Annotated in this window: 24 protein-coding genes; 5 read left to right on the top strand and 19 right to left on the bottom strand. The window is 69.2% G+C overall.

Features of this window, described 5'->3' with window-relative positions; genetic code table 11:
* Nucleotides 1-3: 3 nt before the first annotated feature.
* Genes L1081_RS07000 through L1081_RS06970 form a run of 7 tightly spaced genes read right to left on the bottom strand, consistent with a single transcriptional unit; the run spans nt 4 to nt 5,340 of the window.
* Complete coding sequence (locus L1081_RS07000; RefSeq protein WP_489415784.1) at nt 4-609, bottom strand: Maf family nucleotide pyrophosphatase; 606 nt, start codon at nt 607-609, stop codon at nt 4-6.
* Nucleotides 606-1,073 carry a 23S rRNA (pseudouridine(1915)-N(3))-methyltransferase RlmH gene (gene rlmH, locus L1081_RS06995; protein WP_012747795.1) on the bottom strand — a complete coding sequence of 156 codons (468 nt, stop codon included), beginning with the start codon at nt 1,071-1,073 and terminating at the stop codon, nt 606-608. The genes L1081_RS07000 and rlmH overlap by 4 nt, the downstream gene beginning before the upstream one ends.
* Nucleotides 1,070-1,735 (bottom strand): ribosome silencing factor, encoded by a 666-nt coding sequence (gene rsfS, locus L1081_RS06990; RefSeq protein WP_021007445.1) that lies wholly within the window; start codon nt 1,733-1,735, stop codon nt 1,070-1,072. Before rsfS ends, rlmH begins: the two co-directional genes overlap by 4 nt.
* Nucleotides 1,735-2,364, bottom strand: coding sequence for a nicotinate (nicotinamide) nucleotide adenylyltransferase (gene nadD, locus L1081_RS06985; RefSeq protein WP_489415783.1), 630 nt, complete (start codon nt 2,362-2,364; stop codon nt 1,735-1,737). Before nadD ends, rsfS begins: the two co-directional genes overlap by 1 nt.
* Complete coding sequence (gene hemF, locus L1081_RS06980) at nt 2,361-3,278, bottom strand: oxygen-dependent coproporphyrinogen oxidase (RefSeq protein WP_489415782.1); 918 nt, start codon at nt 3,276-3,278, stop codon at nt 2,361-2,363. The genes nadD and hemF overlap by 4 nt, the downstream gene beginning before the upstream one ends.
* Nucleotides 3,278-4,576: a phosphoribosylamine--glycine ligase gene (purD, locus tag L1081_RS06975; protein WP_012747791.1), complete on the bottom strand. Its 1,299-nt coding sequence runs from the start codon at nt 4,574-4,576 to the stop codon at nt 3,278-3,280. Before purD ends, hemF begins: the two co-directional genes overlap by 1 nt.
* Nucleotides 4,577-4,614: 38 nt before the next feature.
* On the bottom strand, nt 4,615-5,340 hold the full coding sequence (locus L1081_RS06970; RefSeq protein WP_489415781.1) for a YebC/PmpR family DNA-binding transcriptional regulator: 726 nt from the start codon (nt 5,338-5,340) through the stop codon (nt 4,615-4,617).
* Between the two features lie 116 nt (nt 5,341-5,456).
* On the opposite strand from L1081_RS06970, the gene L1081_RS06965 reads away from it, so the two are divergent.
* Genes L1081_RS06965 through L1081_RS06950 form a run of 4 tightly spaced genes read left to right on the top strand, consistent with a single transcriptional unit; the run spans nt 5,457 to nt 8,856 of the window.
* On the top strand, nt 5,457-6,245 hold the full coding sequence (locus tag L1081_RS06965; RefSeq protein WP_489415780.1) for a class I SAM-dependent methyltransferase: 789 nt from the start codon (nt 5,457-5,459) through the stop codon (nt 6,243-6,245).
* Between the two features lie 2 nt (nt 6,246-6,247).
* Nucleotides 6,248-7,279, top strand: a complete 1,032-nt coding sequence (locus tag L1081_RS06960) for a chorismate transformation FkbO/Hyg5 family protein (protein WP_489415779.1) — start codon at nt 6,248-6,250, stop codon at nt 7,277-7,279.
* Nucleotides 7,280-7,309: 30 nt separating this feature from the next.
* A complete protein-coding gene (locus tag L1081_RS06955) occupies nt 7,310-8,113 on the top strand; it encodes a 1-acyl-sn-glycerol-3-phosphate acyltransferase (protein WP_489415778.1) in 804 nt (267 codons plus the stop codon).
* Nucleotides 8,080-8,856 carry a glycosyltransferase gene (locus L1081_RS06950; protein WP_489415777.1) on the top strand — a complete coding sequence of 259 codons (777 nt, stop codon included), beginning with the start codon at nt 8,080-8,082 and terminating at the stop codon, nt 8,854-8,856. The genes L1081_RS06955 and L1081_RS06950 overlap by 34 nt, the downstream gene beginning before the upstream one ends.
* Nucleotides 8,857-8,892: 36 nt before the next feature.
* Here the strand turns inward: L1081_RS06950 and fabG are convergent, their stop codons facing one another.
* The 10 genes from fabG to apeE are packed head-to-tail and all read right to left on the bottom strand — an operon-like array spanning nt 8,893 to nt 18,395.
* Nucleotides 8,893-9,624, bottom strand: coding sequence for a 3-oxoacyl-ACP reductase FabG (gene fabG, locus L1081_RS06945; RefSeq protein WP_021007454.1), 732 nt, complete (start codon nt 9,622-9,624; stop codon nt 8,893-8,895).
* Nucleotides 9,621-10,094, bottom strand: a complete 474-nt coding sequence (locus L1081_RS06940) for an ApeP family dehydratase (RefSeq protein ID WP_489415776.1) — start codon at nt 10,092-10,094, stop codon at nt 9,621-9,623. Before L1081_RS06940 ends, fabG begins: the two co-directional genes overlap by 4 nt.
* Nucleotides 10,091-10,867 (bottom strand): methyltransferase domain-containing protein, encoded by a 777-nt coding sequence (locus L1081_RS06935; protein ID WP_489415775.1) that lies wholly within the window; start codon nt 10,865-10,867, stop codon nt 10,091-10,093. The genes L1081_RS06940 and L1081_RS06935 overlap by 4 nt, the downstream gene beginning before the upstream one ends.
* A complete protein-coding gene (locus tag L1081_RS06930) occupies nt 10,864-11,706 on the bottom strand; it encodes a polysaccharide deacetylase family protein (RefSeq protein WP_489415774.1) in 843 nt (280 codons plus the stop codon). Before L1081_RS06930 ends, L1081_RS06935 begins: the two co-directional genes overlap by 4 nt.
* Entirely contained in the window at nt 11,706-14,108 is a 2,403-nt protein-coding gene (locus L1081_RS06925) for an MMPL family transporter (protein WP_489415773.1), read from the bottom strand. The genes L1081_RS06930 and L1081_RS06925 overlap by 1 nt, the downstream gene beginning before the upstream one ends.
* Entirely contained in the window at nt 14,105-14,743 is a 639-nt protein-coding gene (locus L1081_RS06920; RefSeq protein WP_489415772.1) for a LolA-related protein, read from the bottom strand. Before L1081_RS06920 ends, L1081_RS06925 begins: the two co-directional genes overlap by 4 nt.
* Nucleotides 14,715-15,713, bottom strand: coding sequence for a lysophospholipid acyltransferase family protein (locus L1081_RS06915; RefSeq protein ID WP_489415771.1), 999 nt, complete (start codon nt 15,711-15,713; stop codon nt 14,715-14,717). The genes L1081_RS06920 and L1081_RS06915 overlap by 29 nt, the downstream gene beginning before the upstream one ends.
* Nucleotides 15,713-17,419: an ApeI family dehydratase gene (locus tag L1081_RS06910; protein WP_489415770.1), complete on the bottom strand. Its 1,707-nt coding sequence runs from the start codon at nt 17,417-17,419 to the stop codon at nt 15,713-15,715. The genes L1081_RS06915 and L1081_RS06910 overlap by 1 nt, the downstream gene beginning before the upstream one ends.
* A gap of 16 nt (nt 17,420-17,435) precedes the next feature.
* On the bottom strand, nt 17,436-18,080 hold the full coding sequence (locus tag L1081_RS06905) for a COG4648 family protein (protein ID WP_489415769.1): 645 nt from the start codon (nt 18,078-18,080) through the stop codon (nt 17,436-17,438).
* 3 nt (nt 18,081-18,083) lie between these two features.
* Nucleotides 18,084-18,395 (bottom strand): ApeE family acyl carrier protein, encoded by a 312-nt coding sequence (gene apeE, locus L1081_RS06900; RefSeq protein ID WP_124959537.1) that lies wholly within the window; start codon nt 18,393-18,395, stop codon nt 18,084-18,086.
* Nucleotides 18,396-18,577: 182 nt separating this feature from the next.
* Between apeE and L1081_RS06895 the strand changes: the two genes are divergently transcribed.
* Entirely contained in the window at nt 18,578-20,092 is a 1,515-nt protein-coding gene (locus L1081_RS06895) for a helicase HerA-like domain-containing protein (RefSeq protein WP_489415768.1), read from the top strand.
* A 25-nt stretch (nt 20,093-20,117) separates the two neighbouring features.
* Here the strand turns inward: L1081_RS06895 and L1081_RS06890 are convergent, their stop codons facing one another.
* Together L1081_RS06890 and L1081_RS06885 are read right to left on the bottom strand one after the other, a co-directional pair.
* Nucleotides 20,118-20,759 carry an NrsF family protein gene (locus tag L1081_RS06890; protein ID WP_489415767.1) on the bottom strand — a complete coding sequence of 214 codons (642 nt, stop codon included), beginning with the start codon at nt 20,757-20,759 and terminating at the stop codon, nt 20,118-20,120.
* Entirely contained in the window at nt 20,756-21,337 is a 582-nt protein-coding gene (locus L1081_RS06885; RefSeq protein ID WP_489415766.1) for a sigma-70 family RNA polymerase sigma factor, read from the bottom strand. The genes L1081_RS06890 and L1081_RS06885 overlap by 4 nt, the downstream gene beginning before the upstream one ends.
* Nucleotides 21,338-21,400 lie beyond the last annotated feature (63 nt).

The following is a 21,400-nucleotide window of genomic DNA, read 5'->3' as shown; positions in this document are numbered from 1 at the left end:
GTCTTAAATAATGAAACCGGCGCGGCGAAGAAGCTGCGCGGTCTCGAACATCGGGAGTCCCATGATGCCCGAATAGGACCCGCTGATGTGCTCGATGTACGCAGCCGCCGCGCCCTGGATCGCATAGGCGCCGGCCTTGCCGAGCGGCTCGCCGCTGGCGGCATAACGCGCGATCTGCTTTCGGGTCATGGGGGCGAAGCGCACGCGCGACACGCTGAGCGCCGCATGGCGCCGGCGGCCATGCTGCAGCGCCACGGCCGTCAGCACGCGATGCGTGGCGCCCGACAGCAGCGCGAGCATGCGCTCGGCATCGCGCGCGTCCTCGGGCTTGCCGAGGATGGTGCGGCCGAGGGCAACCGTGGTGTCGGCGCAGAGCACCGGCGCATCGGCGAGTCCGAGGCGCTGGCGCCGCGCGACCGCCGCATCGAGCTTCAGGCCCGTCACACGCTGCACGTAGGCGGTCGGCGATTCGTTGGGTAGCACCGCTTCGAGCGATTCGGCGTCCTCGTCGGCACCGGCCAGCAGCAGTTCGTGGCGGACGCCGAATTGGCCGAGCAGCTGGGCGCGGCGCGGGCTCTGGGATGCAAGGTAGATGAAGCCGGCGGTCATTCCCGGTGGTACGGATGGCCCGCGTTGACCGACCAGGCACGGTACAGCTGCTCCACGAGCAGCACGCGCGCCATCGCATGCGGCAGGGTCAGGTCGGACAGGCGGATGCGTTCGTGGGCCGCGGCCTTGAAGGCCGGGTCGAGGCCATCGGGGCCGCCGATCACGAGGGCCACGTCATCACCCTCGCCTTGCCAGGCCTGCAGGCGCGCGGCCAGGGCCTTGGTGGTGAGCGCGGTGCCGCGCTCGTCGAGCACGACGATGCGCATGCCCTTGGCGATGGCGCCCTCGATGCGTTCGCGTTCGGCCGCGTAGAGCGTCTCGAGCGACTTGGAGCCACGGGGTTCGGTCTTGACGGCGCGCAATTCGAGCTTGAGCTCGGGTGGAAAGCGCTTGGCGTAGTCGTCCCAGGCAGTCTGCGCCCAGTCGGGCATGCGCTGCCCGACGGCGACCACCAGCAGCTTCATGCGCGGCGGGCAGGCGCCTTCTTGGCAGGCGCCTTCTTTGCCGCAGGCTTCTTGGCGGCGGGCTTGCCGACCACCTTGACCGGCACGCGCGCGGTCGTGGTCTTCCGGGCCGGCGCCTTCTTGGCGGCGGTCTTCTTTGCCGGGCTCCGGCTCGCCTTCTCGGCCTTGGCTTCCTGCTCGGCCGCGCGGATGGCGGTCTTGGCCGCGCTTGCACGGCGCAGGTTGGGCATCTTGGCCGCCACCGGCTTCTTCTCTTCGATCACCTTGGCGGCGGTTGCAAGGGCCGGCTTGGTGCCGCCGAGCTTGGCGCGCACCGGCTTGTCGCCCCAGATCTCCTCGAGGTGATAGTACTGGCGGATGGCGGGCTGCATGATGTGCGCGACGGCCGCACCGCAGTCCACGATGATCCACTCGCCGTTGTCCTCGCCCTCGATGCGCGGCTTGCCGAAGCCGGCTTCGCGCACGGCATCGCGCACGCTGGCGGCCAGCGCCTTGGTCTGCCGGTTGGAGGTGCCCGAGGCCACGATCACGCGCTCGAACAGCGGTGAAAGATGCTCGGTGTCGAAAACCTGGATGTCCTGCGCCTTGACGTCTTCGAGACCATCGATGATGGCTCGCTGGAGTTTCTGGGTGTCTTTCTTGGCGGCGGCTTCAGTGGTCATCAGGCAGGGCGGTAAAGGTGGTGTTGGTCAATATAGCGTGCAACGGCGGACGGAACCAGCGAGGAAATGTCCTCGCCAAGCGCCGCACGCCGCCGGATGTCGGTGGCGCTGGTGTCCATGGCCGGCAATTCGAGCGCCTCGAAACGCGCGCCAGCCGGCAGGCCGGGCAGCATCTTCGGATCAAAACGAGCAGTGTCGCCCGTCGATAATGCGCGATACGCTACAGAAACAATAGCAATGCCGAGTATAGCCTGCCAGCCGTGCCATGTCGGCAATGCGCCGGCCTGGTCGGCGCCCATGATCAGAACCAGCTGGGCTCCGGGCTGTTCCCGCTGCAATTCATGCAGGGTGTCCAGCGTGTAGGTGGGGCCGTCGCGCAACACTTCGCGGCTGTCGATGACGACTGTGCCCTTCAATCCGCCGAAAGCCAGGCGGGTCATTGCCAGGCGATCTTCCTTTGGCGTCAGCGCGCGGCTCTTGTGCCAGGCCTGGCCCGTCGGAATGACGTGCAGTTCGGCGAGGTCGAGCTGCGAAAGCGCGGCCTCGGCCAGCGCCACATGGGCGTTGTGCGGCGGATCGAAGGCGCCGCCGAAGACGCCGATGCGCGGGGCCGTGCCGGAAGGATTCACAACCAGTCGCGCCGCACGATGAAGTCGCTGTACAGCGCGGCTTCGGGGCTGCCTGGCTCCGGCTGCTGCCGGTAGGCCCAGCTGGCCAGCGGCGGCATCGACAGCAAAATCGATTCGGTGCGCCCGCCCGACTGCAGCCCGAAGTGCGTGCCGCGGTCCCACACGAGGTTGAACTCCACGTAGCGCCCGCGCCGGTAGAGCTGGAACGCCCGCTCGCGCTCGCCCCAGGGCATGGCGCGGCGGCGCTCGATGATGGGAAGGTAGGCCGGCAGGAAGGCGTTGCCCACCGAGCGAAGCATGGCAAAGCCGTTCTCGAATCCGCCCTCGGCGAAGTCGTCGAAGAAGATGCCGCCGATGCCGCGCTGCTCGTTGCGGTGCTTGAGGAAGAAATACTCGTCGCACCAGGTCTTGAAGCGCGGGTACTTGTCGTCGCCGAAAGCGGCGAGCGCGTCGCGGCACACGGTGTGGAAGTGAATGGCGTCTTCTTCGAAGCCGTAGCAGGGCGTGAGGTCCATGCCGCCGCCGAACCAGCACACCGGGTCCTTGCCCTCGGGCAGCGCAGCCAGCATGCGCACGTTCATGTGGACGATGGGCACGTAGGGATTGCGCGGGTGGAACACCAGCGAAACGCCCATGGCCTCGAAGGGCGCGCCCGCGAGTTCGGGCCGGTTCTGCGTGGCCGAAGGCGGCAGCCTGGGCCCGCGCACCTGCGAGAACCCGCAGCCCGCGCGCTCGAACAGCGCGCCGCCTTCCAGGATGCAGGTGAGTCCGCTGCCCTGCAGCGCCTCGCCGGGCTCCTTTTGCCAGGCGTCGCGCACGCAGGCACCGCCATCGGCCGCCTCGACGGCCGCGACGATCTCCTGCTGCAGCTTGCGCAGGTAGTCGCCGACCGCTGCCGGGTTGGTCTGTTGCATCAGGCGTGCGGGGTGTTGCGCGCGTGGACCGCGCGGTGTCCGATGTCCTTGCGGTATTGCGCGCCGTCGAAGCCGATGCGCGCGGCAACCTCGTAGGCCCGCTGCTGCGCGAGCTTCACGCTGTCGGCCAGCACGGTCACGCACAGCACGCGGCCGCCGCTGGTCTTGAGCTCGCCGTCCTGCTGGGTGGTGCCGGCGTGGAACACCACGGCATCGGGCGCCTCGGGCGGAATGCCGGTAATGCGGTCGCCCTTGCGCGGCGAGAGCGGATAGCCATGCGCCGCCATCACCACCCCCAGCGCCACGCGCCGGTCCCACTGCAGCTCGACCTGGTCGAGCGTGCCGTCGGTGGCATGCCAGAACACTTCGAACAGGTCGGACTTGAGCCGCATCATGATCGGCTGCGTCTCGGGGTCGCCCATGCGGCAGTTGAACTCGAGCGTCTTGGGATGGCCGGTGGCGTCGATCATGAGGCCGGCGTAGAGGAAGCCGGTGTACGGGATGCCGTCCTTTTCCATGCCACGGATGGTCGGCAGGATGATTTCGCGCATTGCGCGCGCATGCACCTCGGCCGTGACCACCGGTGCGGGCGAGTAGGCGCCCATGCCGCCGGTATTGGGGCCTTCGTCGTTGTCGAGCAGGCGCTTGTGGTCCTGGCTGGTGGCCAGAGCGGTCACGTTCTTGCCGTCGCACAGCACGATGAAGCTGGCTTCCTCGCCCTGCAGGAATTCCTCGATGACGACGCGCGCGCCGCCGTCGTTGTGCGAGACGCCGAACTTGTTGTCGACCAGCATGAAGTCGACGGCCTCGTGCGCCTCCTGCGCGGTCATGGCCACCACCACGCCTTTGCCGGCGGCCAGGCCATCGGCCTTGACGACGATCGGTGCGCCCTTGGCGTCGATGTAGGCGTGTGCTGCCGCGGCATCGGTGAAGGCCTCGTACTCGGCCGTGGGAATCTTGTGGCGCTTCATGAAGGCCTTGGAGAAGGCCTTGGAGCTCTCGAGCTGCGCAGCGGCCTGCGTGGGGCCGAAGATGCGCAGGCCGTGCGCGCGGAATTCGTCGACCACGCCCGCGGCCAGCGGCGCCTCGGGCCCGACGACGGTGAGCGCGATCTTTTCCTTGGCCGCCCACTCGCGCAGCGCGGCGGGCTCGGTGATGTCGATGCAGTCGTAGCGCTCGTCGCTCACGGTGCCGCCGTTGCCCGGCGCCACGTACACGCGGCTGACCCGGCTGGCCTGCGCCAGCCGCCACGCCAGTGCGTGTTCCCGGCCCCCTCCTCCAATTACCAGTACCTTCATTCGCGGGCCTTCTTCATTCGCTGTGGATCAATGTTCATTCATTCGGAAAGCGCGGCGTTGTGATAGACCTCCTGGACGTCGTCCAGGTCTTCAAGCACATCGAGCAGCTTCTGCATCCTGGCCGCGTCTTCGCCGGTCAGTTCGATCGTGTTTTCGGCCCGCATGGTGACCTCGCCCACCTCGGGCTTGAGGCCGGCGGCTTCGAGCGCATTCTTGACGGCTTCGAAATCGGCGACGGCGGTGATCACCTCGATGGCGCCGTCGTCGTCGGTGACCACGTCTTCGGCGCCGGCTTCGAGCGCGGCTTCCATTACCTTGTCTTCATTGGTGCCGGGCGCGAAGATGATCTGGCCGCAGTGCTTGAACTGGAAGGCCACCGAGCCTTCGGTGCCCATGTTGCCGCCATGCTTGGAGAAGGCGTGGCGCACTTCGGCCACGGTGCGCACGCGGTTGTCGGTCATGGTGTCGACGATGATCGCCGCGCCGCCGATGCCGTACCCTTCGTAACGAATTTCTTCGTAATTGACGCCTTCGAGGTTGCCGGTGGCCTTGTCGATGTTGCGCTTGACGGTGTCGATCGGCAGGTTGACTGCCTTGGCCTTCTCGACCGCCAGCCGCAGCCGGGGGTTGGCGCTGAGGTCGCCCCCGCCGGCGCGGGCTGCCACGGTGATTTCACGGATGGCGCGGGTCCAGAGCTTGCCGCGCTTTTCGTCCTGGCGGCCCTTCCGGTGCTGAATGTTTGCCCATTTGCTGTGTCCGGCCATGGCTTTCTATCTCGCTGTCTTGTGTTTTCAAAGCAAGCTCCGAGTTTACTGTCCGGCGCGCACAACGGCCGGCGCGGCAGCGCCGAAGCGGCAGGTCTTTTGGTGATAATCCTTCGATGACGCCATCGCCTTCCGTCGGGCCCGGGAATCCGACCATCCTGCCGCCGCACACCCCATTGCCGCTGTACTACAAGAACGAGGCGGAGCACCAGGCATTCCTGCGGCGCATCTTCGACAGCACCGCCGCCGACTACGACCGCATCGAAAGCGTGCTGGCCTTCGGCACCGGCCCGTCGTACCGACGCGCCGCCCTGTCGCAGGCCGGGCTTGCGCCGGGCGCGCAGGTGCTCGACGTCGGCATCGGCACCGGGCTGGTCGCCCGCGAGGCGCTCAGGATCATCGGCCCGACGGGCCGGCTCGTGGGCGTCGATCCCAGCGCGGGCATGATGGAACAGGTCGACCTGCCTGGCGTCGAGCTGGTCCAGGGCGTGGCGGAAGCGCTGCCCCGGCCGGATGCCAGCTGCGATTTCGTGAGCATGGGATACGCCATGCGCCACATCAGCGACGTGGCGGCCGCGTTCGGCGAGTTCCACCGCGTGCTGCGCCCCGGCGGCCGCCTGGTGGTGCTCGAAATCACCAAACCGAACGGCCGCATCGCCACGGCCCTGCTCAAGGCCTACATGCGCGCCGTGGTGCCGCTGATCGCGCGCGTGGTCGGCCGCCGCAGCAACACCTCGGAACTGTGGCGCTATTACTGGGACACCATCGAGGCCTGCATTCCGCCCGAGCGCGTGCTCGAAGCATTGCGCGCCGCGGGCTTCACCGACGTGCGCCGCCACGCGAGCCTTGGCGTGTTCTCCGAATACATGGCGCGCAAGCCAGAAAACACCGTCGAGGCCGGCTGACCGTGCGAGTCCAAGGCGAAAACTCCTCCTCTTTGCGCGTCGAGCGCCTTTCGCTGCCCGCCAGCCTTGCGCTGGCCGCCGACGGGCGTGTGCCTTTCGCGGCGCTCGGCTATGGCACGCCGCATGAACTGGCATGGATGCCGACCGTCAATGCACGCGTTCTTTCCGAACAAGGCGCCATGGCGGACGTGTGGCACGTGAGCGGTGGGCGGGTTGCATCGAGCACCACCGGCATCGCCCGCTGGCGCAGCGACGGCCAGTGGCTGCTCGGCGCCATCGATCTCGACGAGTCGGTCGAGAAACAGGACCTTGCCGAGCTTGCGCACCGCGCCTACCGCGACCTGTTCAAGACCCTCGACCAAGCCGGCACGCCCCACCTGCTGCGCATCTGGAACTACCTGCCGCAGATCAATGCCGACGGCGGCGGGCTGGAACGCTATCGCCAGTTCAACCTCGGGCGCCAGGAAGCCTTCTTCGAGGCCGGCCGAGCCGCCTTCGAGGGCGCGCCCGCAGCGTGTGCCCTGGGCATCCACCAGGGCGCGCTGTCGATCCGCTTCCTGGCCGGCCAGACCGCGCCCCTGCCGGTCGAAAACCCGCGCCAGGTGTCGGCATACCGCTACCCCGAAACCTACGGCCCGCGCTCGCCCACCTTCTCGCGCGCCGCGCTGGCCGACATCGGCAATGGCGATGTGGCGCTTTTCATATCGGGCACCGCGAGCATCGTGGGCCATGAAACCGTGCACCATGGCGACGTGCTGGAGCAGACGCGCGAAACGCTGCGCAACCTCGAAGCGGTGATCGCGGCCGCCAACGGCCAGGCCACGGCCAGCTTCGCGCTCGCCATGCTCGACTGCGTGGTCTATGTGCGGCATCCGGACGATACCGACAAGGTGCGCGGCGTGCTCGAAAGCGCGCTCGGCGCCGACGCGCCGATGATCCGCCACGCGGTCTACCTGGAAGCGGACATCTGCCGCAGCGACCTGCTGGTCGAGATCGAAGCCCACGCCGTCGCCCCGGGTCGCCTGCGGGCCTGACCCGGCGCGATCGATCGGACCGGCGACCCCATGTCGATGACCCGCGTGCTGCGCATTCTCACGGCCATTCCGCTTGCGTTGATGCTCTACGCGCTGCTGCTGTTCCTGGGGCTGATTTCGCTGGCCTGGAATCTGGTCGCGATGCTGCTCTACCCGGTGATGCCCGAGGCGCCCGCGCGCACCCTGGGCCGCCTGACCATCGCCTTCGCCTACCGCATGTTCTGGGGCCTGGCCTCGGTGACCGGAATGATGCGCATCGACGCCAGCTGCCTCGACCCGATGCGCAACGAGCCGGGCGTGATCTTCGTGGCCAACCACCCGACCATGCTCGACGCCCTGCTGCTGGTGGCGCGGCTGCCGCGCAGTGCCTGCATCATGAAGGCCGACCTGCTGCGCAACATCTTCCTGGGCGCGGGGGCGCGGCTGGCGCGCTACATCAGCAACGAATCGGCCCGCACCATGGTGCGCCTGGCCGTGGCCGACCTGCGCAACGGCGGCCAGCTGGTGATCTTTCCGGAAGGCACGCGCACCGTGACGCCGCCGCTCAACCCCTTCGGCCCCGGCGTAACGCTGATCGCCAAGCTCGCGCAGGCCCCGATCCAGACCGTGTTCATCGAGACCGACTCGCCCTACCTCAGCAAGGGCTGGCCGCTGTGGCGCGTGCCGCCGCTGCCCATCGTCTTCAGGCTCCGGCTGGGCCAGCGCTTCGCGCCCATGCAGGACAGCCACGTGCTGCAATCGGAGCTGGAACAATACTTTCGCCAAAACATGGAACAGCGCGCAACCGACGCGTCCCCCGCATGCCAGACGCCTCGCGCACGCACCTTGTCCTGATCCCCAGCTACAACACGGGCGAACGCCTGTTCTCCACGGTCGAAGCGGCGCGCGCGCAGTGGAACCCGGTCTGGGTGGTGGTGGACGGCAGCACCGACGGCACCGGCGAGCGCCTGCAGCAGATGGCGGCCAGCGACCCGGGCCTGCGGGTCTGGCTGCTGCCGCAGAACCAGGGCAAGGGCGCGGCCGTGCTGCACGGCCTGCGCGCGGCGCGCGAAGCCGGCTTCACGCACGCGCTGACCATGGATTCGGATGGCCAGCACCCGGCCGACCTGATTCCCGCCTTCATGAAAGCATCGCAGGCGCGGCCCGAGACCATGGTGCTGGGCCGTCCGGTGTTCGACGCCTCCGCCCCGCTGCTGCGCGTGCGCGGACGGCGCGTGTCCAATGGCTGGACCCAGCTCGAGACCCTGTTTGCCGGCGTGGGCGATTCGCTCTACGGATTCCGCGTGTACCCGGTGGCCGACCTGATCGCCGTGATGGCACGGCAGCCATGGATGCGGCGCTTCGACTTCGACACCGAGGCCGCCGTGCGGCTCGCCTGGCGCGGCGTCAAGCCCGTGAACATCGACGCGCCGGTGAAGTACCTGAGCGCCGAGGAAGGTGGGGTTTCGCACTTTCGCTATGGGCGCGACAACGTGCTACTGACGTGGATGCACGCGCGGTTGATGGTCGAGTTCGTGGTGCGGCTGCCGGGGTTGGTTTTTCGCAAGCTGCGCGGGATCCCGCCGTTTCAGAAATAGCGCTTCTTCGTTGGGGGCGCGTCCGGCAGTAAAAACTCAGATCATCCCGCCGTTGATCGAAATCACCTGCCCCGTGATATAGGCCGCCTCGTCGCTGGCCAGGAATGACGCCAGCGCCGCCACTTCCTGCGGCGTTCCGGCGCGCTTCATCGGCACCATCTGGTTGACCATGGCGGGGTCGAAGGCGGCATCGGCCATGGGCGAGGCGATGATGCCGGGCGCAATGGCGTTGACCGTCACGCCGCGCGAGGCCACTTCGAGCGACAGCGCCTTGGTCGCGCTGTTGAGCGCGCCCTTGGCGGCGGCGTAGTTGACCTGCCCGCGGTTGCCGGTCAGCGCCGAAACCGACGAGATATTGAGCACACGCCCCCAGCGCGTGCGCATCATCGGCAGCAGCAAGGGCTGCGTCACGCGGAAGAATCCGTTGAGCGAGACGTCGATGACCTTGTGCCACTGGTCGGCGCGCATGCCGGGCAGCACGGCGTCGTCGTGCACGCCCGCGTTGTTGACGACGATCTGGACCGGCCCGCCTTCGAGCATGCGCTCGCAGGCCGCGCGGCAGGCCTCGTCGCTGCGCAGGTCGAACACATGGCACTCGGCCTTGCCGCCCGCGGCCGCGATGGTGGCCGCCAGCTGCTCGACCGCTTCGGGGCGCGAGTTGGCGTGCAGCAGCACCGTGGCGCCGTCGCGCGCCAGGCGCTCGGCCATGGCGGCGCCCAAGGCACCGCTTGCGCCGGTGATGAGTGCGCGTTTTCCTTCGAGGTTCATGGCGTTGTGGCTCCGGTTGCGAGCGGCGTGTTCAGCACGACCACCGCGCGGCCCTCGGCCAGCACATGGCCGCCGCTGTCGCTCACCGCGAATTCGTAGAGGATCTGGTTCGTGTCGCCCGACAGGCGCCGCGCCTTCACCTGCAGCGCGCCGTCGATGTCGTCGAGCCGCGCCACCGACAGGCGCACGTTGCGCGCACTCGCGAGGAATCCGGCCGACGGCGTGCTCCCTGCGGCAGCCAGCAGACCGCCGTGCAGCGCCATGGCCTGCGCCGCATATTCGATGGCGTTGGGCGCGAGCAGGCCGCCCGCCGTTCGCAGCGGGTTGTCCGGCTGCGCATGTGTGCGAGTGCTGCAATCGATGGACTCGGCATCCCAGCGCTCGAGCCGGTCGAGCACGCACATGCTGCCGCTGTGCGGAATGCGCTCGGCAATACCGGCGCGGTCGAGCGTCTGCGCAGTTGTCGTCACGCCGGGGGCTCCAGGTCGGCCACCAGCAGCACGTTGGCAAAGGGCGTGCCTTCGCTCATCGGGATGCTCTGCACGCGAAATCCCAGCCACTGCAGCACCGCCACCCATTCGGACAACGGACGGCCCCAGGTCGGCGACACCTTGTGGCCGCGGATGCGCGTCACGGTGCGGTCGACCCACTGGCTGATGGCGAAGCCGCGCTTGCTCGATGCATCGCCCACGCGCAGCAGCAGCCGGGCGTTTGCATTGCCGCCGCGCCGGAGCGCGTCGTGCACGCGCCGCAGCACACCGTCCTGTGCTTCGATGTCCACGTAGTGCAGCACATCGAGAATCACGACCAGGTCGCACGGCGGCAGCGGTGCCGAGCACATGTCGGCGCAGACCAGCCGCGGCGCCGGCTGCAGATGCCCGATGGAAGCCTCGGCGCGAGCCACGTCCTTGGGCATCAGTTCGATGCCCGTGTAGTCGGCGGCTGGCGGCGTGGGCTTCCAGGATGCGGGCCAGCGGCCCTGGGCCTGCATACGGCTCATCGACGCGAGCAGGCTCGCGAAGAGCCCCTGCCCGCAGCCGATGTCGACCACGCGGCGGTGCGCCGCATCGATCAGCCCGCGTTCGAGCAACCCGCGAAACACCGGATCGCGCCCCAGCTTGCCGCGCGCGAAATGCCAGGCGAAGCTGCCGCCCTTCTTGTAGGGAGCGGTGGCAGCCTCGTGAAGCTCGCGCCACGCGGCATCGGTGGATGAAGACGAAGAAGAAGGCAGCACCGCGCTCATGATTCGAGGCCTTCCGGCAAGGTGACGGCGTGCAGGCGTTCGGCGCGCAGGCGTTCGAAAAGCAAGGGCAGTACCTCCAGCAATACAGGGTTTCCCAAAGGGGTGCGCGCGGCGTTGCCGTCGTGCAGAAGCAGGATGTCACGCGCCTGCAGCTTGCGGTCCAGGCGCGCCATGACCTTGGCAGGGTCGCCTTCGCGCGTGTCGAAGCCGCGGCGCGTCCAGCTCACGAGCGACAGGCCGAGCCGGTGCAGCACCGGCTCGAGGAACGGGTTGCGCAGGCCCGCCGGCGCGCGGAAGCAGGTTGGGCGCTGGCCGGTGGCGTCGGCCAGGATGTCCTGTGCCTGCGCGATCTCGCTCGCAAAGCCGCTGGGGCCGAGAAACGAAAAATTGTGCCGGTGCCGCGCGGTGTGGTTCTGGACGCTGTGGCCCCGCGCCACGATCTCGCGCGTCAGCGCCGGGTGGGCCAGCACGCGCTCGGCAATGCAGAAGAAGGTGCCGCGCTGGCCGTGCGCATCGAGCAGGTCGAGCACGCGGGGCGTGACCTCGGGGTCGGGCCCGTCGTCGATGGTGATGGCCACCTGGCGCCGGGCAGCGGCCGCCTCGGGCAGGCGCGTGACGTTGGGGCCCAGCAGGCTGCTGCGCGGCGTGAGCCCCGCACCGGTGATCAACGCGTGGTTCAGCGCAATGGCGCCGATGGCCCAGGGCATGGCACCCGGCACCAGGGCGCCGGCGCCGATGGCCGCCACGTGCCAGGCCGCGCTGGCACGGATGACGAGCGGCCAGGGCCAGGATTCGGACGGGGCAGCGGAGGCGGACGGCATGGCGCGGGATTTTCCCATCAGCCGCGCACGGGCGGCGTTGGCGCCACGCGGCGCGCGAACGCGGCCGACAGCAGCAGCGCCAGCAGGGCGCCCGGCGCCACCACGCGGCCGATCGACGACAGCGCCGGAATGTCCGAGATCGCGATCAGCCCGAAGGACACCACCGTGGTCAGGTTGGCCAGCATCAGCGACGCCAGCGTGTCCTCGTCGGCCCGCCCGGCCACGCGCAGCTGGTCGAAGAACAGTGCATAGTTGGAGCCCACCGCCACGATCAGCAGCAGCCCCACCAGGTGCAGGATGCCCAGCGGCACCTGGAGCACGGCCATGCCGCCCAGCGTGAGCACCACTGCGAAGACCAGCGGCTGGCACACCGCAAGCAGACGACGGCCCGAGCGCAGGTAGATGCCCAGCAGCAGCACCACGGCCAGCGCGCCGAGCAGCACCTGCACGAAGGCCTCGTGCAGGTAGCGCTGATAGAGCCCCGCGAGTTCGCGGCCCACGTCGACCACCTGCACCTCGGGCACGCCCGCCAGCGCCGCTTCGAGCCGGCGCGCATCGAACTTTGCGCCGGGGTGCAGCACCACCAGCGTCGACCAGCCGCCGCCCGGGCGCTGGTACATGAGCGTGTTGACCACCGAACCGAGCGGCCCGCCGGCCAGGTCGGCGCGCCGCACGGGCGCGAGCTTGCGCGCGGCTTCGACGTCGGCCAGGAACGGTCCGAGGCGCGCGGCCGGCAGCGGCGAGCCTTGGGTGGCCTCGGCCAGCCGGGTGCGCAGCGTTTCGCCGTCGGGCAGGCTGGCGAGCCGGGCCGCCTGGGTCGCGGTGCTCGGCAGCACGCGCGTCACGGCCTCAAAGCCGCCGAGCTCGCCCTTGTCGACCAGCGCCTCGAGCCGCGCGGTGGCGGCCTCGGTATTGCGCAGTGCGGTTTCTTCATCGGCACCGTAGACCACCACCAGCGTGCTGCCGTCGCCGGTGCCGATGTCGGCGCGCAGCATCTCGTCGAGCTGCTGGGCCGACTTGGGCACCGGGCTCATGGCGCCGAGGTCGGCACGCCACAGGTGCCCGCCCTGCCAGATGACCAGTACCAGCGCAGCCGCGCCGAGCCCGGCCAGCACCCAGCGCAGCCGCGGCAGGCCGCGCACCAGCACGCCGGCCGCGTGCGCCATGTACCGGCGCATGCCCATGCCGGTGGCGCCATCGGGCGCGAGCATCGGCAATGCGTAGCGCGTGGCCAGCGCCGCGGCCACGAGTCCTGCAATGGAGAACACCCCCAGCTGCGCCAGGCCCGGAAAGCCCGAGAACACCAGCGCCGCGAAGCCGCACACCGAGGTCAGCAGCCCGAGCCGCACGGTGGGCCAGTGCACATCGCGCCAGCGCGCCCAGCCGGTGCCGGCCACGGCCGCGCCCCGGGCCTGGATCAGGTAGTAGATGGCGTAGTCGACAGTCTCGCCGATCAGCGTGCTGCCGAAGCCCAGCGTCATGCCGTGCACCGAGCCGAACACCACGCTGACGGCCGCGGTCCCCACCACCACGCCGGTGGCCACGGGCAGGAACGCGATGACCAGCGCGCGCGGCGACGCAAAGGCCAGCAGCAGCAGGCCGCCCATCACGATGCCTCCCACGATGGCGAGGTGGATCGCTTCGGTCTTGATCTTGTCGCGGCTCAGCACCGAGAACACGGGCGGGCCGCTCAGCAGCAGCTTCGGCCGGGTGGCCTCGGCCATGCCGCGCGTTGCGGCGTCGAAGGCCGCATGCACGCTTGCGATGGCCTTCGCCTGGGCGTCGAGATCGCTGCCCGCTGCGCGCGTGGTGGCGATCATGAGTGCGCGCGGCGCGGTGCGCGACATCCAGACGCCGCCCTCGCTGCGCGGCGCGCTGGCCGGCGTCAGCTCTACGGCAATGCGCTGGGTTTCGCCGGTGGGATCGCGGTCGAGCAATGGCTTGATCACGTTGCCGGCCGGCGTGCCCAGCATCGACAGCGTTTCGTAGATCGCGTCGCGCAGGCCGTCGGCGGTGAACTGCTCGGGCCTCACGCCCGGCGAAAGCTGGTAGCGGTGCTCGAAGACCCAGGTGCCGGCTTCGCTCCAGTCGCCGGTGTCGCCGTTCTGGATCAGGTCGAACAGCCGACTCTCGCGCATGGACTTGGCCACCGCGCGGGACACCGCCGCGCGCTGCTCAGCACTCGCTCCGCCCTCGATGCCGAGCATCAGCGTGCGCGACGCCACGCCGCTTTGCAGCTGCTCGATGAGCACCTGCTGGCGCACATCGGGGCTCTTGGGCAGGAAGGCGGAAAGGTCGGCGCTGAACTGCGTGCGCGCGATCTGCAGCGCGCCGCCGAGCAGGACCAGCGCCCAGACCAGCAGCACCAGCGTCCGGCGCTGCCAGCCCGGCGGCCCTCCCCCGGTCTCGCGCGCCCTCACGGCGTGGTGCGCCCGGCAGCGCCCGAAGGCGCGGTGGGTGCGGCGCCAGGGCGCTCGGGCGTGATGTTCATCACCGAGCGGTCGCCGCCGACAAATTCCATTTCGAGACCCAGCACCTCGCCGGCGCGGCCGCTGATGCGGATGCTGCGCACCTGCGCCGCAAGCCGGCTGTCGGCCGGCACAAGGTCGAGCGTCCAGTTGGCGGCCGAGCCGCTCACCGTGCTGCGGAAATAGCGCTGCAGCGTGGCGCCATCGCCGGTCAGCGTGCCGCGCATGGCCTCGACCAGGCCGAGCAGCTCGGGCATGCTGTCGAGCGTCAGGGTGCGGTTGCGGCCGCCGCGCGAAAGCGTCAGCGTGTTGCCTTCGACCGCCATGGTCTCGACGCGCGGCGACAGCGTGCGCCGCACCAGCTTGTCGGGCGCGTCGAAGCTCAGCGTGCCGCGGGCATCGAGCGGGCCTTCCAGGCCATGCACGAAGCGCTGTTCGGTGAAGCGGGCCTCGCCGCTCTTCTGCTTCGAAAGCAGCCCCATCAGCTCGGGCAGGTCGAAGGCCCAGGCCGGCGCGGCGCAGCAGGCCAGTGTCAGCAGCAGGCTCCTGCAAAGCCAGTCAAACCGAATCTTCGAGCCAGAAATCATGAAAATTGAACCAGTTGTAGGGATAGGCGCGGCACAGTGCATCCAGGCGCGCCACGTAGGCTTCGACCGCCGCGCGGATGCGGCGTTCCCGCTCGGCGGGGTCGGACGCCCGCTCGCTGAAGTCGGCCAGCAGGTCGAACCGGACATCGTAGCGCGCGCCGCCGCCATAGAGGCCGGCCATGAAGAACACCTTGCGCCGCAACAGCGCCGCCAGGCGGAACGGGCCGTCGTTGAAGCTTGCCGGATGGCCGAGGAACGGCAGCACGATGTTGTTGCCGCGCTGCTGCGCGGGCTGGTCCTCGCTGCCCGGCAGGGTGCGGTCGACCAGCATGCCGCCAAGGCCGCCGCCATCGAGCCAGTCGCGCAGCGCGAGCATCGAATGCGGGCGGCCCAGCGCGATCACGTGGGGCCGCAGCTCGGGCAGGCTGATGGCGTTGAGGATGGCCGTGATGCGCTGCGCGTTGTCGGGGTACATCAGCATCGCCAGCCGCAGGTCATGCTTGTGCCGGCTGTTGTGCTTGCAGGCGCCCATCGCCTCGAAGCTGCCGACGTGCGCGCCGAGCAGGAAGGCACCGCGCCCTTTCAATGCCTCGGCTTCCAGCGCCTGGTTGCCCTCGACCCTGACGTCGAACAGGTCCATGCGGCCGCGCAGGAAGTACACGCGGTCGAGCACCGTCGAGGCAAAGGCATGCAGCAGGCGGTAGCCGTCGATCCAGCCGGCATGCGGACCGATGGCCCTGAACAGGTAGCGCTTGATGTGGCGCCGCGGCGCGGGTGCAAACAAGAGGAAGTACAGGCTGATCGGCGGCAGCAGCAGGCGCGTGACATGGCGCCCGCACACCAGCGCCATCAGGCAGATGAAACGCAGCGCCAGCATGTTGCTGCGCTCGGGGGCGCGCGCCCAGTCGCCGCGCTGGCCTGCCTGCGCCGCGTCTTTCACGGCGCGCGTCTCGGCGTCGGTGTGATCCATCACGCAGACTCTTGCACGGCGGCCCAGCGGCCGGTGACAGCCAGCACGCCGTCGCAGCGCACGTCGAAGCGCACGCCGCGCGCGGCGCCGGACTCGGGCTGCAGCTCGATGGAGAGCATGCTGCCGGGCCGCACAGGCGCCAGGAACTTGGCGGCCGCAAGCGTGGGATGGGTGCCCAGCCGGGCGGCCAGCGCCGGCACGCGCTGCACGGCCTCCATGACCTCGGCCAGCACCAGGGCACCGGGCAGCAGCGGCAGGCCCGGGAAGTGGCCCGCGAACACTGGATGATCAACGGGCACCGCATGGGCCAGCTGCACCGGCGTGTCGTCTTCCGCCAGCTGCGCGAGCGCGAATTCGCGCAGCGCGCGCGCCGTGAGCTTGCCGGTGCCTTCGCGCGGAAAGGCCTCCACCTGTACCACGCGACGCGGCACGAACACCGACTCCAGCCGCTGGCGCAGCGCGGCGATGATCTGGCCCGCCGAGAGCGTGGGCGCGACCACGAAGGCCACGGGGCGCACCACGCCGTCGGCCACTTCGTCGGGCAGCCAGAACGCGCCGTCCTCGACGCCCGCGATGCTGTTGAGGTGGTAGTTCAGGTGCGCGAGCGAGCTGCGCCGGCCCGCGACGTGGATCAGGTCGTTGGCGCGGCCCAGCAGCCGAAAGCGGCGCGCGTCGAGCAGCTCGAGCACGTCGGCCATGGGCGTGGGCTCGGGCAGGAAATCGCCGCTGAAGATGAAGCGCTCGGAACCGTCGCCCTCCCCCGGCTCGGCGTGCACGCGGATCTCGCCGAAGTTCTCCCAGACCTCGCTGTGCGTGGTGCGGCGGGTGGCGACCTGGCCGGACTCGGTGCTGCCGTAGATCTCGATCAGCACGCCGCCGAGCGCCTGCTCGGCCTGGGCTGCGAGCTGCGGTGACAGTGGCGCAGTGGCGGAAAGAACCAGGTCGACCGGCGGCAGCTCGATGCCCGAGAGCAGCAGCGTCTTCAGGTGGAAAGGCGTGGTGACCAGCGCGCGGGGGCGCGGCACCGAGGCCAGCGTCCTGGCCACGTCGGCCGGAAAGAACGGCCGCCCGCTGTCGAATGCGGCACCGCCGAGCATGGCCAGCAGCGCCGACGATTCCAGCCCGTAGCTGTGTTGCACCGGCACGGTGGCAACCAGCGTCAGGCCGGCGAGCGATGGCAGCCCGAGCAGGCTGGAAAGCCGCTCGACCGCCACTGCGACGTCGCCGACCAGCGTGTCCCAGCGCTTGGCATGCGGCTGCGGCGCGCCGGTGGAACCGGAGGTCAGCAGGCTCACGGCATGCATGGCGCCGTCGACGGCCGGAACCTCGACGCCAGCCTCTTCGGGGCCGCCGCGGCATTCGACCAGCACGCGTGGCATGCCGGGCGTGGCGAGTGCGGCGTCATCGGTCAACGCGAACAGATTCGAGCCCCCGGATTCGAGCAGGCGCGCGAGCGTGTCAGGCCGCGCATCGGGCGGCAGCAGGCTTGCGTGGCCGCGCAGCAGCGCGGCCGCCAGGCCGACCGCAAACGCATAGCGGTCGACGCAAAGATTGACCGCCTTGCCTTCGGCCGGCAGCAGCGGCGCGAAGCGGGCCACGTCGGCCAGGAACTGGCGCGCGCTCACCGGCACGCCGGCACGCCAGGCCAGCGGTGCATCGAGGTCCCGGTTCGCGATCAGCGGCAGCAGGCGGGTATCGGCGCTCACGCGGGTGCCCCTTGCTTCAACGGCTGCCGCTGCCGTGGTCGACGGGCGATGCGCCCTGGAAGGCGCGCACCGCATCGATGAGCCGCGTGCGCTCGAACTCGGGGTGCAGCCGGTAGCGCAACAGGTGCTCGCCCACGAAAAGAAGCGTGACCGACAGCGGCGTCAGCACGTTCGCGAGCAATGACCAGGCCGAAAAAGGCAGCGTCAGGTACACCACGATCGACGACACCACCACCAGGGCGAAGTACACGGTCCAGATGCGCGTGAGCGTTGTCGTGTAGGCCAGCATGTGTCCCTTGAGCGGATGCACGCGCTGCGCGAACTGGGTGATCAGCGGCAGGCCGGGCCCGCGCAGCGAGGCACCGAACCAGCCGCACAAGAGGCCGTTGATGGCGACGTGCTGAAACACGTAGAGCCGGTTGGTGTCGCCCGCCTCACCCAGGAACACGAGCGCAAAGCCCCCGATGCCCAGCAGCAGGGCCGCAGCGAAACCCCAGCGGCCGAACTTGCTCGCGGCAAAACCCATGGCGGCCAGCCAGAGCGGACCGAGCAGCACCACCACGGCCCACGGCTCGGTGGGGTGGAACAGCATCATCCAGTGAGAGAGGCCGGCATAGGCCACCCCCACCAGCAGCAGGAGCGCCAGTCGCCATCGAGACATGGATCAGGAAGCGCTGCGATGCTGGGCGACGTGGGTCGCGAGCGTGCGCAGCGACTGGAAGATCTGCTGGTTGCGTTCGTCGTCCGAGCGCAGCTGGAAGCCGTAGCGCCGGGACACCTCGAGCGCGACTTCGAGGATGTCGATGGAATCGAGGCCCAGGCCTTCGCCGTACAGCGGATCGGTGGGCACGATGTCCTCGGGCGCGACTTCGAGATTGAGCGCGTTCACCAGCAGGACGGCCAACTCTTTTTCAATCGGCGACTGTTCAGATGAATCGCCGGCGGCGGGAATGGGGGGCTGAGCAGTCGATGACAAAAAAACCTCCTGAAACTTTTTCCGTAACTACCTCGGGGGCCGTGGATTATAGGAGGGCAGCTATAGGGCCTGTTGACACTGTGCAAGGGGATCGCGTTGCTTCGCCAAGGGAAGCTCGCCACCCCCTTGCACAGTGCCAACAGGCCCTAAACTGCCCGCTTCGATACGACCCGGAGCCCTTCATGGCCGACCCCCTTCTGATCGCGCGCCACGACACCATCGAGTGCGCCCTGCTGCCCAGCCTGGCCAATCGCCACGGCCTGATCACCGGTGCCACCGGCACCGGCAAGACGGTCACGCTGCAGACCATTGCCGAAAAGCTCTCGGGCATCGGCGTTCCCGTGTTCATGGCCGACGTCAAGGGCGACCTGACCGGCATGAGCCAGAAAGGCAGCATCGGCGAAAAAATGGCGGCCACGCTCAAGGAACGCGGCATCGAGCTGCCCGAACCGGCCGCCTGCCCCGTCACCCTGTGGGACGTGTTCGGCGAACAGGGCCATCCGGTGCGCGCCACCGTCTCCGACATGGGCCCCCTGCTGCTGGGCCGCATGCTCGACGTGAACGAAACGCAAGCCGGCGTGCTGAACCTGGTGTTCAAGATCGCCGACGACAACGGCCTGTTGCTGCTCGACCTGAAGGACCTGCGCGCCATGCTGCAGTACGTGGGCGAGAACGGGAGCCAGTTCACCACCGAGTACGGCAACATCAGCGCCGCCAGCGTGGGTGCCATCCAGCGCGGCCTGCTGCAGATCGAGACCCAGGGCGGCGACAAGTTCTTCGGCGAGCCGATGCTCAACATCGCCGACTTCATGCAGACGGTGGGCGGCAAGGGCGTAGTCAACATCCTGGCGGCCGACAAGCTCATGAACTCGCCGCGGCTCTACGCCACCTTCCTGCTCTGGATGCTGTCCGAACTGTTCGAACAGCTGCCCGAGATCGGCGACCCCGAGCAGCCCAAGCTCGCCTTCTTCTTCGACGAGGCCCACCTGCTCTTCAATGAGGCGCCCAAGGCGCTGGTGGAGCGCATCGAACTCGTGGTGCGGCTGGTGCGCTCCAAGGGCGTGGGTGTGTATTTCGTGACGCAGAACCCGCTGGACATTCCGGATTCGGTGCTCGCCCAGCTGGGCAACCGCGTCCAGCATGCTCTGCGCGCCTTCACCCCGCGCGACCAGAAGGCCGTCAAGGCCACGGCCACCACCATGCGCCAGAAGCCGGGCCTGGACATCGAAACCGCCATCACCGAGCTTGCGGTGGGCGAGGCGCTGGTGAGTTTTCTCGACGCCAAGGGACGCCCGAGCGTGACCGAGCGCGTGTTCGTGGTGCCGCCCGGCAGCCAGATCGGCCCCGTCACGGCCGCGCAGCGCCAGGCGGTCATTGCCAATTCGCTCGTTGCCGGCGTGTACGAGAAGACCGTGGACCGCGAATCGGCCTACGAAAAACTCAAGGGCCGGGCCGAAACCGCACCCGATGCGCCGCCAGCCAGAACGGCGGGCGGCGGCAAGGGCGCGGCCGAAGCGTCCGAAGGCAGCGGCATGCTGAACGACCTGCTCTTCGGCAGCACCGGCCCGCGCGGCGGCAAGCGCGACGGGCTGGTGCAAACCATGGCCAAGTCGGCGGTGCGGACCATGGGCACCTCGGTCGGCAAGGAAATCCTGCGCGGCGTGCTGGGCGGCATCTTCGGCGCCAAGAAGCGCTGAACCAGCCGTGGGTGGCGCCCGCTGGCTACCAGCGCAGCAGGCGCGGCCCGAGCACGGCGCCCACCAGCACCGGGAGCGCGATGCCGCTCACGTACCAGACCGCGAGGAAAGGTGCCGTCAATTCCATGCAGTGCAGCGCGTAGACCGCCGCACCCACCCCCCCGGCCAGCGCGCCGGCAGCCGCACCGGCCAGCACCGGCCGCGTGGGCGCCAGCCCCTTTAGCGCGAACAGCGCCGCCGCGAAGACCGGCAGCGCCATGAGCCCGATGCTCAGGGCGCAAACACGCCACGACTCGCCCATGAGCAATGGCATGCGCTCTTCGGCCGGCGCGTTGAACCAGGCCAGCGCCGCCATCACCCACACGGCAAGCACCGGCACCGCAATACCGATCCAGGCACGCCGCACCGGCACGCCCGGCCGTGCGAGGCGCTGCACCGCCACGAAGGCGGCCGCCGCAATACACAGCGGAAACAGCACCTTGACCCAGAACATCGGCCAGAACATGGCCTGCACCAGGTCGCGGCGCAATCCGTATTCAGTGAACAGGATCGCGAACGACAGCGGCAGACCGGCGATCAGCGCCAGCGCCAGGCGGCGCCCTGAGGCGCGGCGTGGCGCGGCCGTGGCGCCGGTCGCCAGCATGGCCACGAGATCGTCGGTTTTCATGGCGCCTTGCTCCTGAGCCTGGCGGCGAGCGCCTTGAGTCCGCGGTGGATGCCCACCTTCACGGCCGATTCGGACATGCCGGTCAGGCTTGCCGTCTCCGCCACCGAGAGGCCTTCGAGCTTCACATGCACGATCGGCAGGCGCTGGCGGTCCGGCAGGGTCTGCAGCAGGCCGCCCAGGTCGCGCCGGGCATCGCTGGCGTCGATGGCCGATTCGGCGAACACCGCCAGATCATCGTCCAGCGGGTCATGCAGCGCCTCGCGCGCGGACTTGGCGCGCAGCAGGTCGATCATCTTGTAACGCGCAATCGCATGCACCCAGGCCGTCAGCGGCTGGTCGCTCTGGTAGGTGTGGCGCTGGTTGTGCATGGCGAGCAGGCATTCCTGGACAAGGTCTTCCACTTCATCGGGCCAGCCGAACAGGCGCTTGCCCAGAAAGGCGCGCAGATGCGCGCTGAGTTTTTGCAGAAATTCGCGATAGGCGGCTGCGTCGCCGTCGAGGCCGCGCAGGAACAGGCTGCGCAGCGCGGCTTCGGCGTCGCTCGTTCGCGAACTGCTGTCCATTGTGTTTCGTGCCATCGGACCGGCTGGTTACAGCCCTTTCGGAAAAAAGATCCCGCCGGATTGTGCCGTGCCCGGCGC

Origin of the sequence: Variovorax sp. MSC1_012 (assembly GCF_023667525.1) — a bacterium.
Taxonomy (GTDB): Bacteria; Pseudomonadota; Gammaproteobacteria; order Burkholderiales; family Burkholderiaceae_C; genus Variovorax; species Variovorax beijingensis_B.
The sequence above is the reverse complement of the archived record's forward strand: the minus strand, read 5'-3'. Positions and strand labels throughout refer to the sequence as shown.

Excerpts from the sequence above, each read along its gene's own strand:
- rlmH (WP_012747795.1), bottom strand. The coding sequence starts at position 1,073 with ATGAAGCTGCTGGTGGTCGCCGTCGGGCAGCGCATGCCCGACTGGGCG.
- L1081_RS06930 (WP_489415774.1), bottom strand. The coding sequence starts at position 11,706 with ATGGGAAAATCCCGCGCCATGCCGTCCGCCTCCGCTGCCCCGTCCGAA.
- rsfS (WP_021007445.1), bottom strand. The coding sequence starts at position 1,735 with ATGACCACTGAAGCCGCCGCCAAGAAAGACACCCAGAAACTCCAGCGA.
- L1081_RS06950 (WP_489415777.1), top strand. The coding sequence starts at position 8,080 with ATGCCAGACGCCTCGCGCACGCACCTTGTCCTGATCCCCAGCTACAAC.
- L1081_RS06920 (WP_489415772.1), bottom strand. The coding sequence starts at position 14,743 with ATGATTTCTGGCTCGAAGATTCGGTTTGACTGGCTTTGCAGGAGCCTG.
- L1081_RS07000 (WP_489415784.1), bottom strand. The coding sequence starts at position 609 with ATGACCGCCGGCTTCATCTACCTTGCATCCCAGAGCCCGCGCCGCGCC.
- L1081_RS06915 (WP_489415771.1), bottom strand. The coding sequence starts at position 15,713 with ATGGATCACACCGACGCCGAGACGCGCGCCGTGAAAGACGCGGCGCAG.
- L1081_RS06970 (WP_489415781.1), bottom strand. The coding sequence starts at position 5,340 with ATGGCCGGACACAGCAAATGGGCAAACATTCAGCACCGGAAGGGCCGC.
- hemF (WP_489415782.1), bottom strand. The coding sequence starts at position 3,278 with ATGCAACAGACCAACCCGGCAGCGGTCGGCGACTACCTGCGCAAGCTG.
- L1081_RS06965 (WP_489415780.1), top strand. The coding sequence starts at position 5,457 with ATGACGCCATCGCCTTCCGTCGGGCCCGGGAATCCGACCATCCTGCCG.
- L1081_RS06935 (WP_489415775.1), bottom strand. The coding sequence starts at position 10,867 with ATGAGCGCGGTGCTGCCTTCTTCTTCGTCTTCATCCACCGATGCCGCG.
- fabG (WP_021007454.1), bottom strand. The coding sequence starts at position 9,624 with ATGAACCTCGAAGGAAAACGCGCACTCATCACCGGCGCAAGCGGTGCC.
- purD (WP_012747791.1), bottom strand. The coding sequence starts at position 4,576 with ATGAAGGTACTGGTAATTGGAGGAGGGGGCCGGGAACACGCACTGGCG.
- L1081_RS06955 (WP_489415778.1), top strand. The coding sequence starts at position 7,310 with ATGTCGATGACCCGCGTGCTGCGCATTCTCACGGCCATTCCGCTTGCG.
- L1081_RS06885 (WP_489415766.1), bottom strand. The coding sequence starts at position 21,337 with ATGGCACGAAACACAATGGACAGCAGTTCGCGAACGAGCGACGCCGAA.
- L1081_RS06905 (WP_489415769.1), bottom strand. The coding sequence starts at position 18,080 with ATGTCTCGATGGCGACTGGCGCTCCTGCTGCTGGTGGGGGTGGCCTAT.
- L1081_RS06890 (WP_489415767.1), bottom strand. The coding sequence starts at position 20,759 with ATGAAAACCGACGATCTCGTGGCCATGCTGGCGACCGGCGCCACGGCC.
- L1081_RS06895 (WP_489415768.1), top strand. The coding sequence starts at position 18,578 with ATGGCCGACCCCCTTCTGATCGCGCGCCACGACACCATCGAGTGCGCC.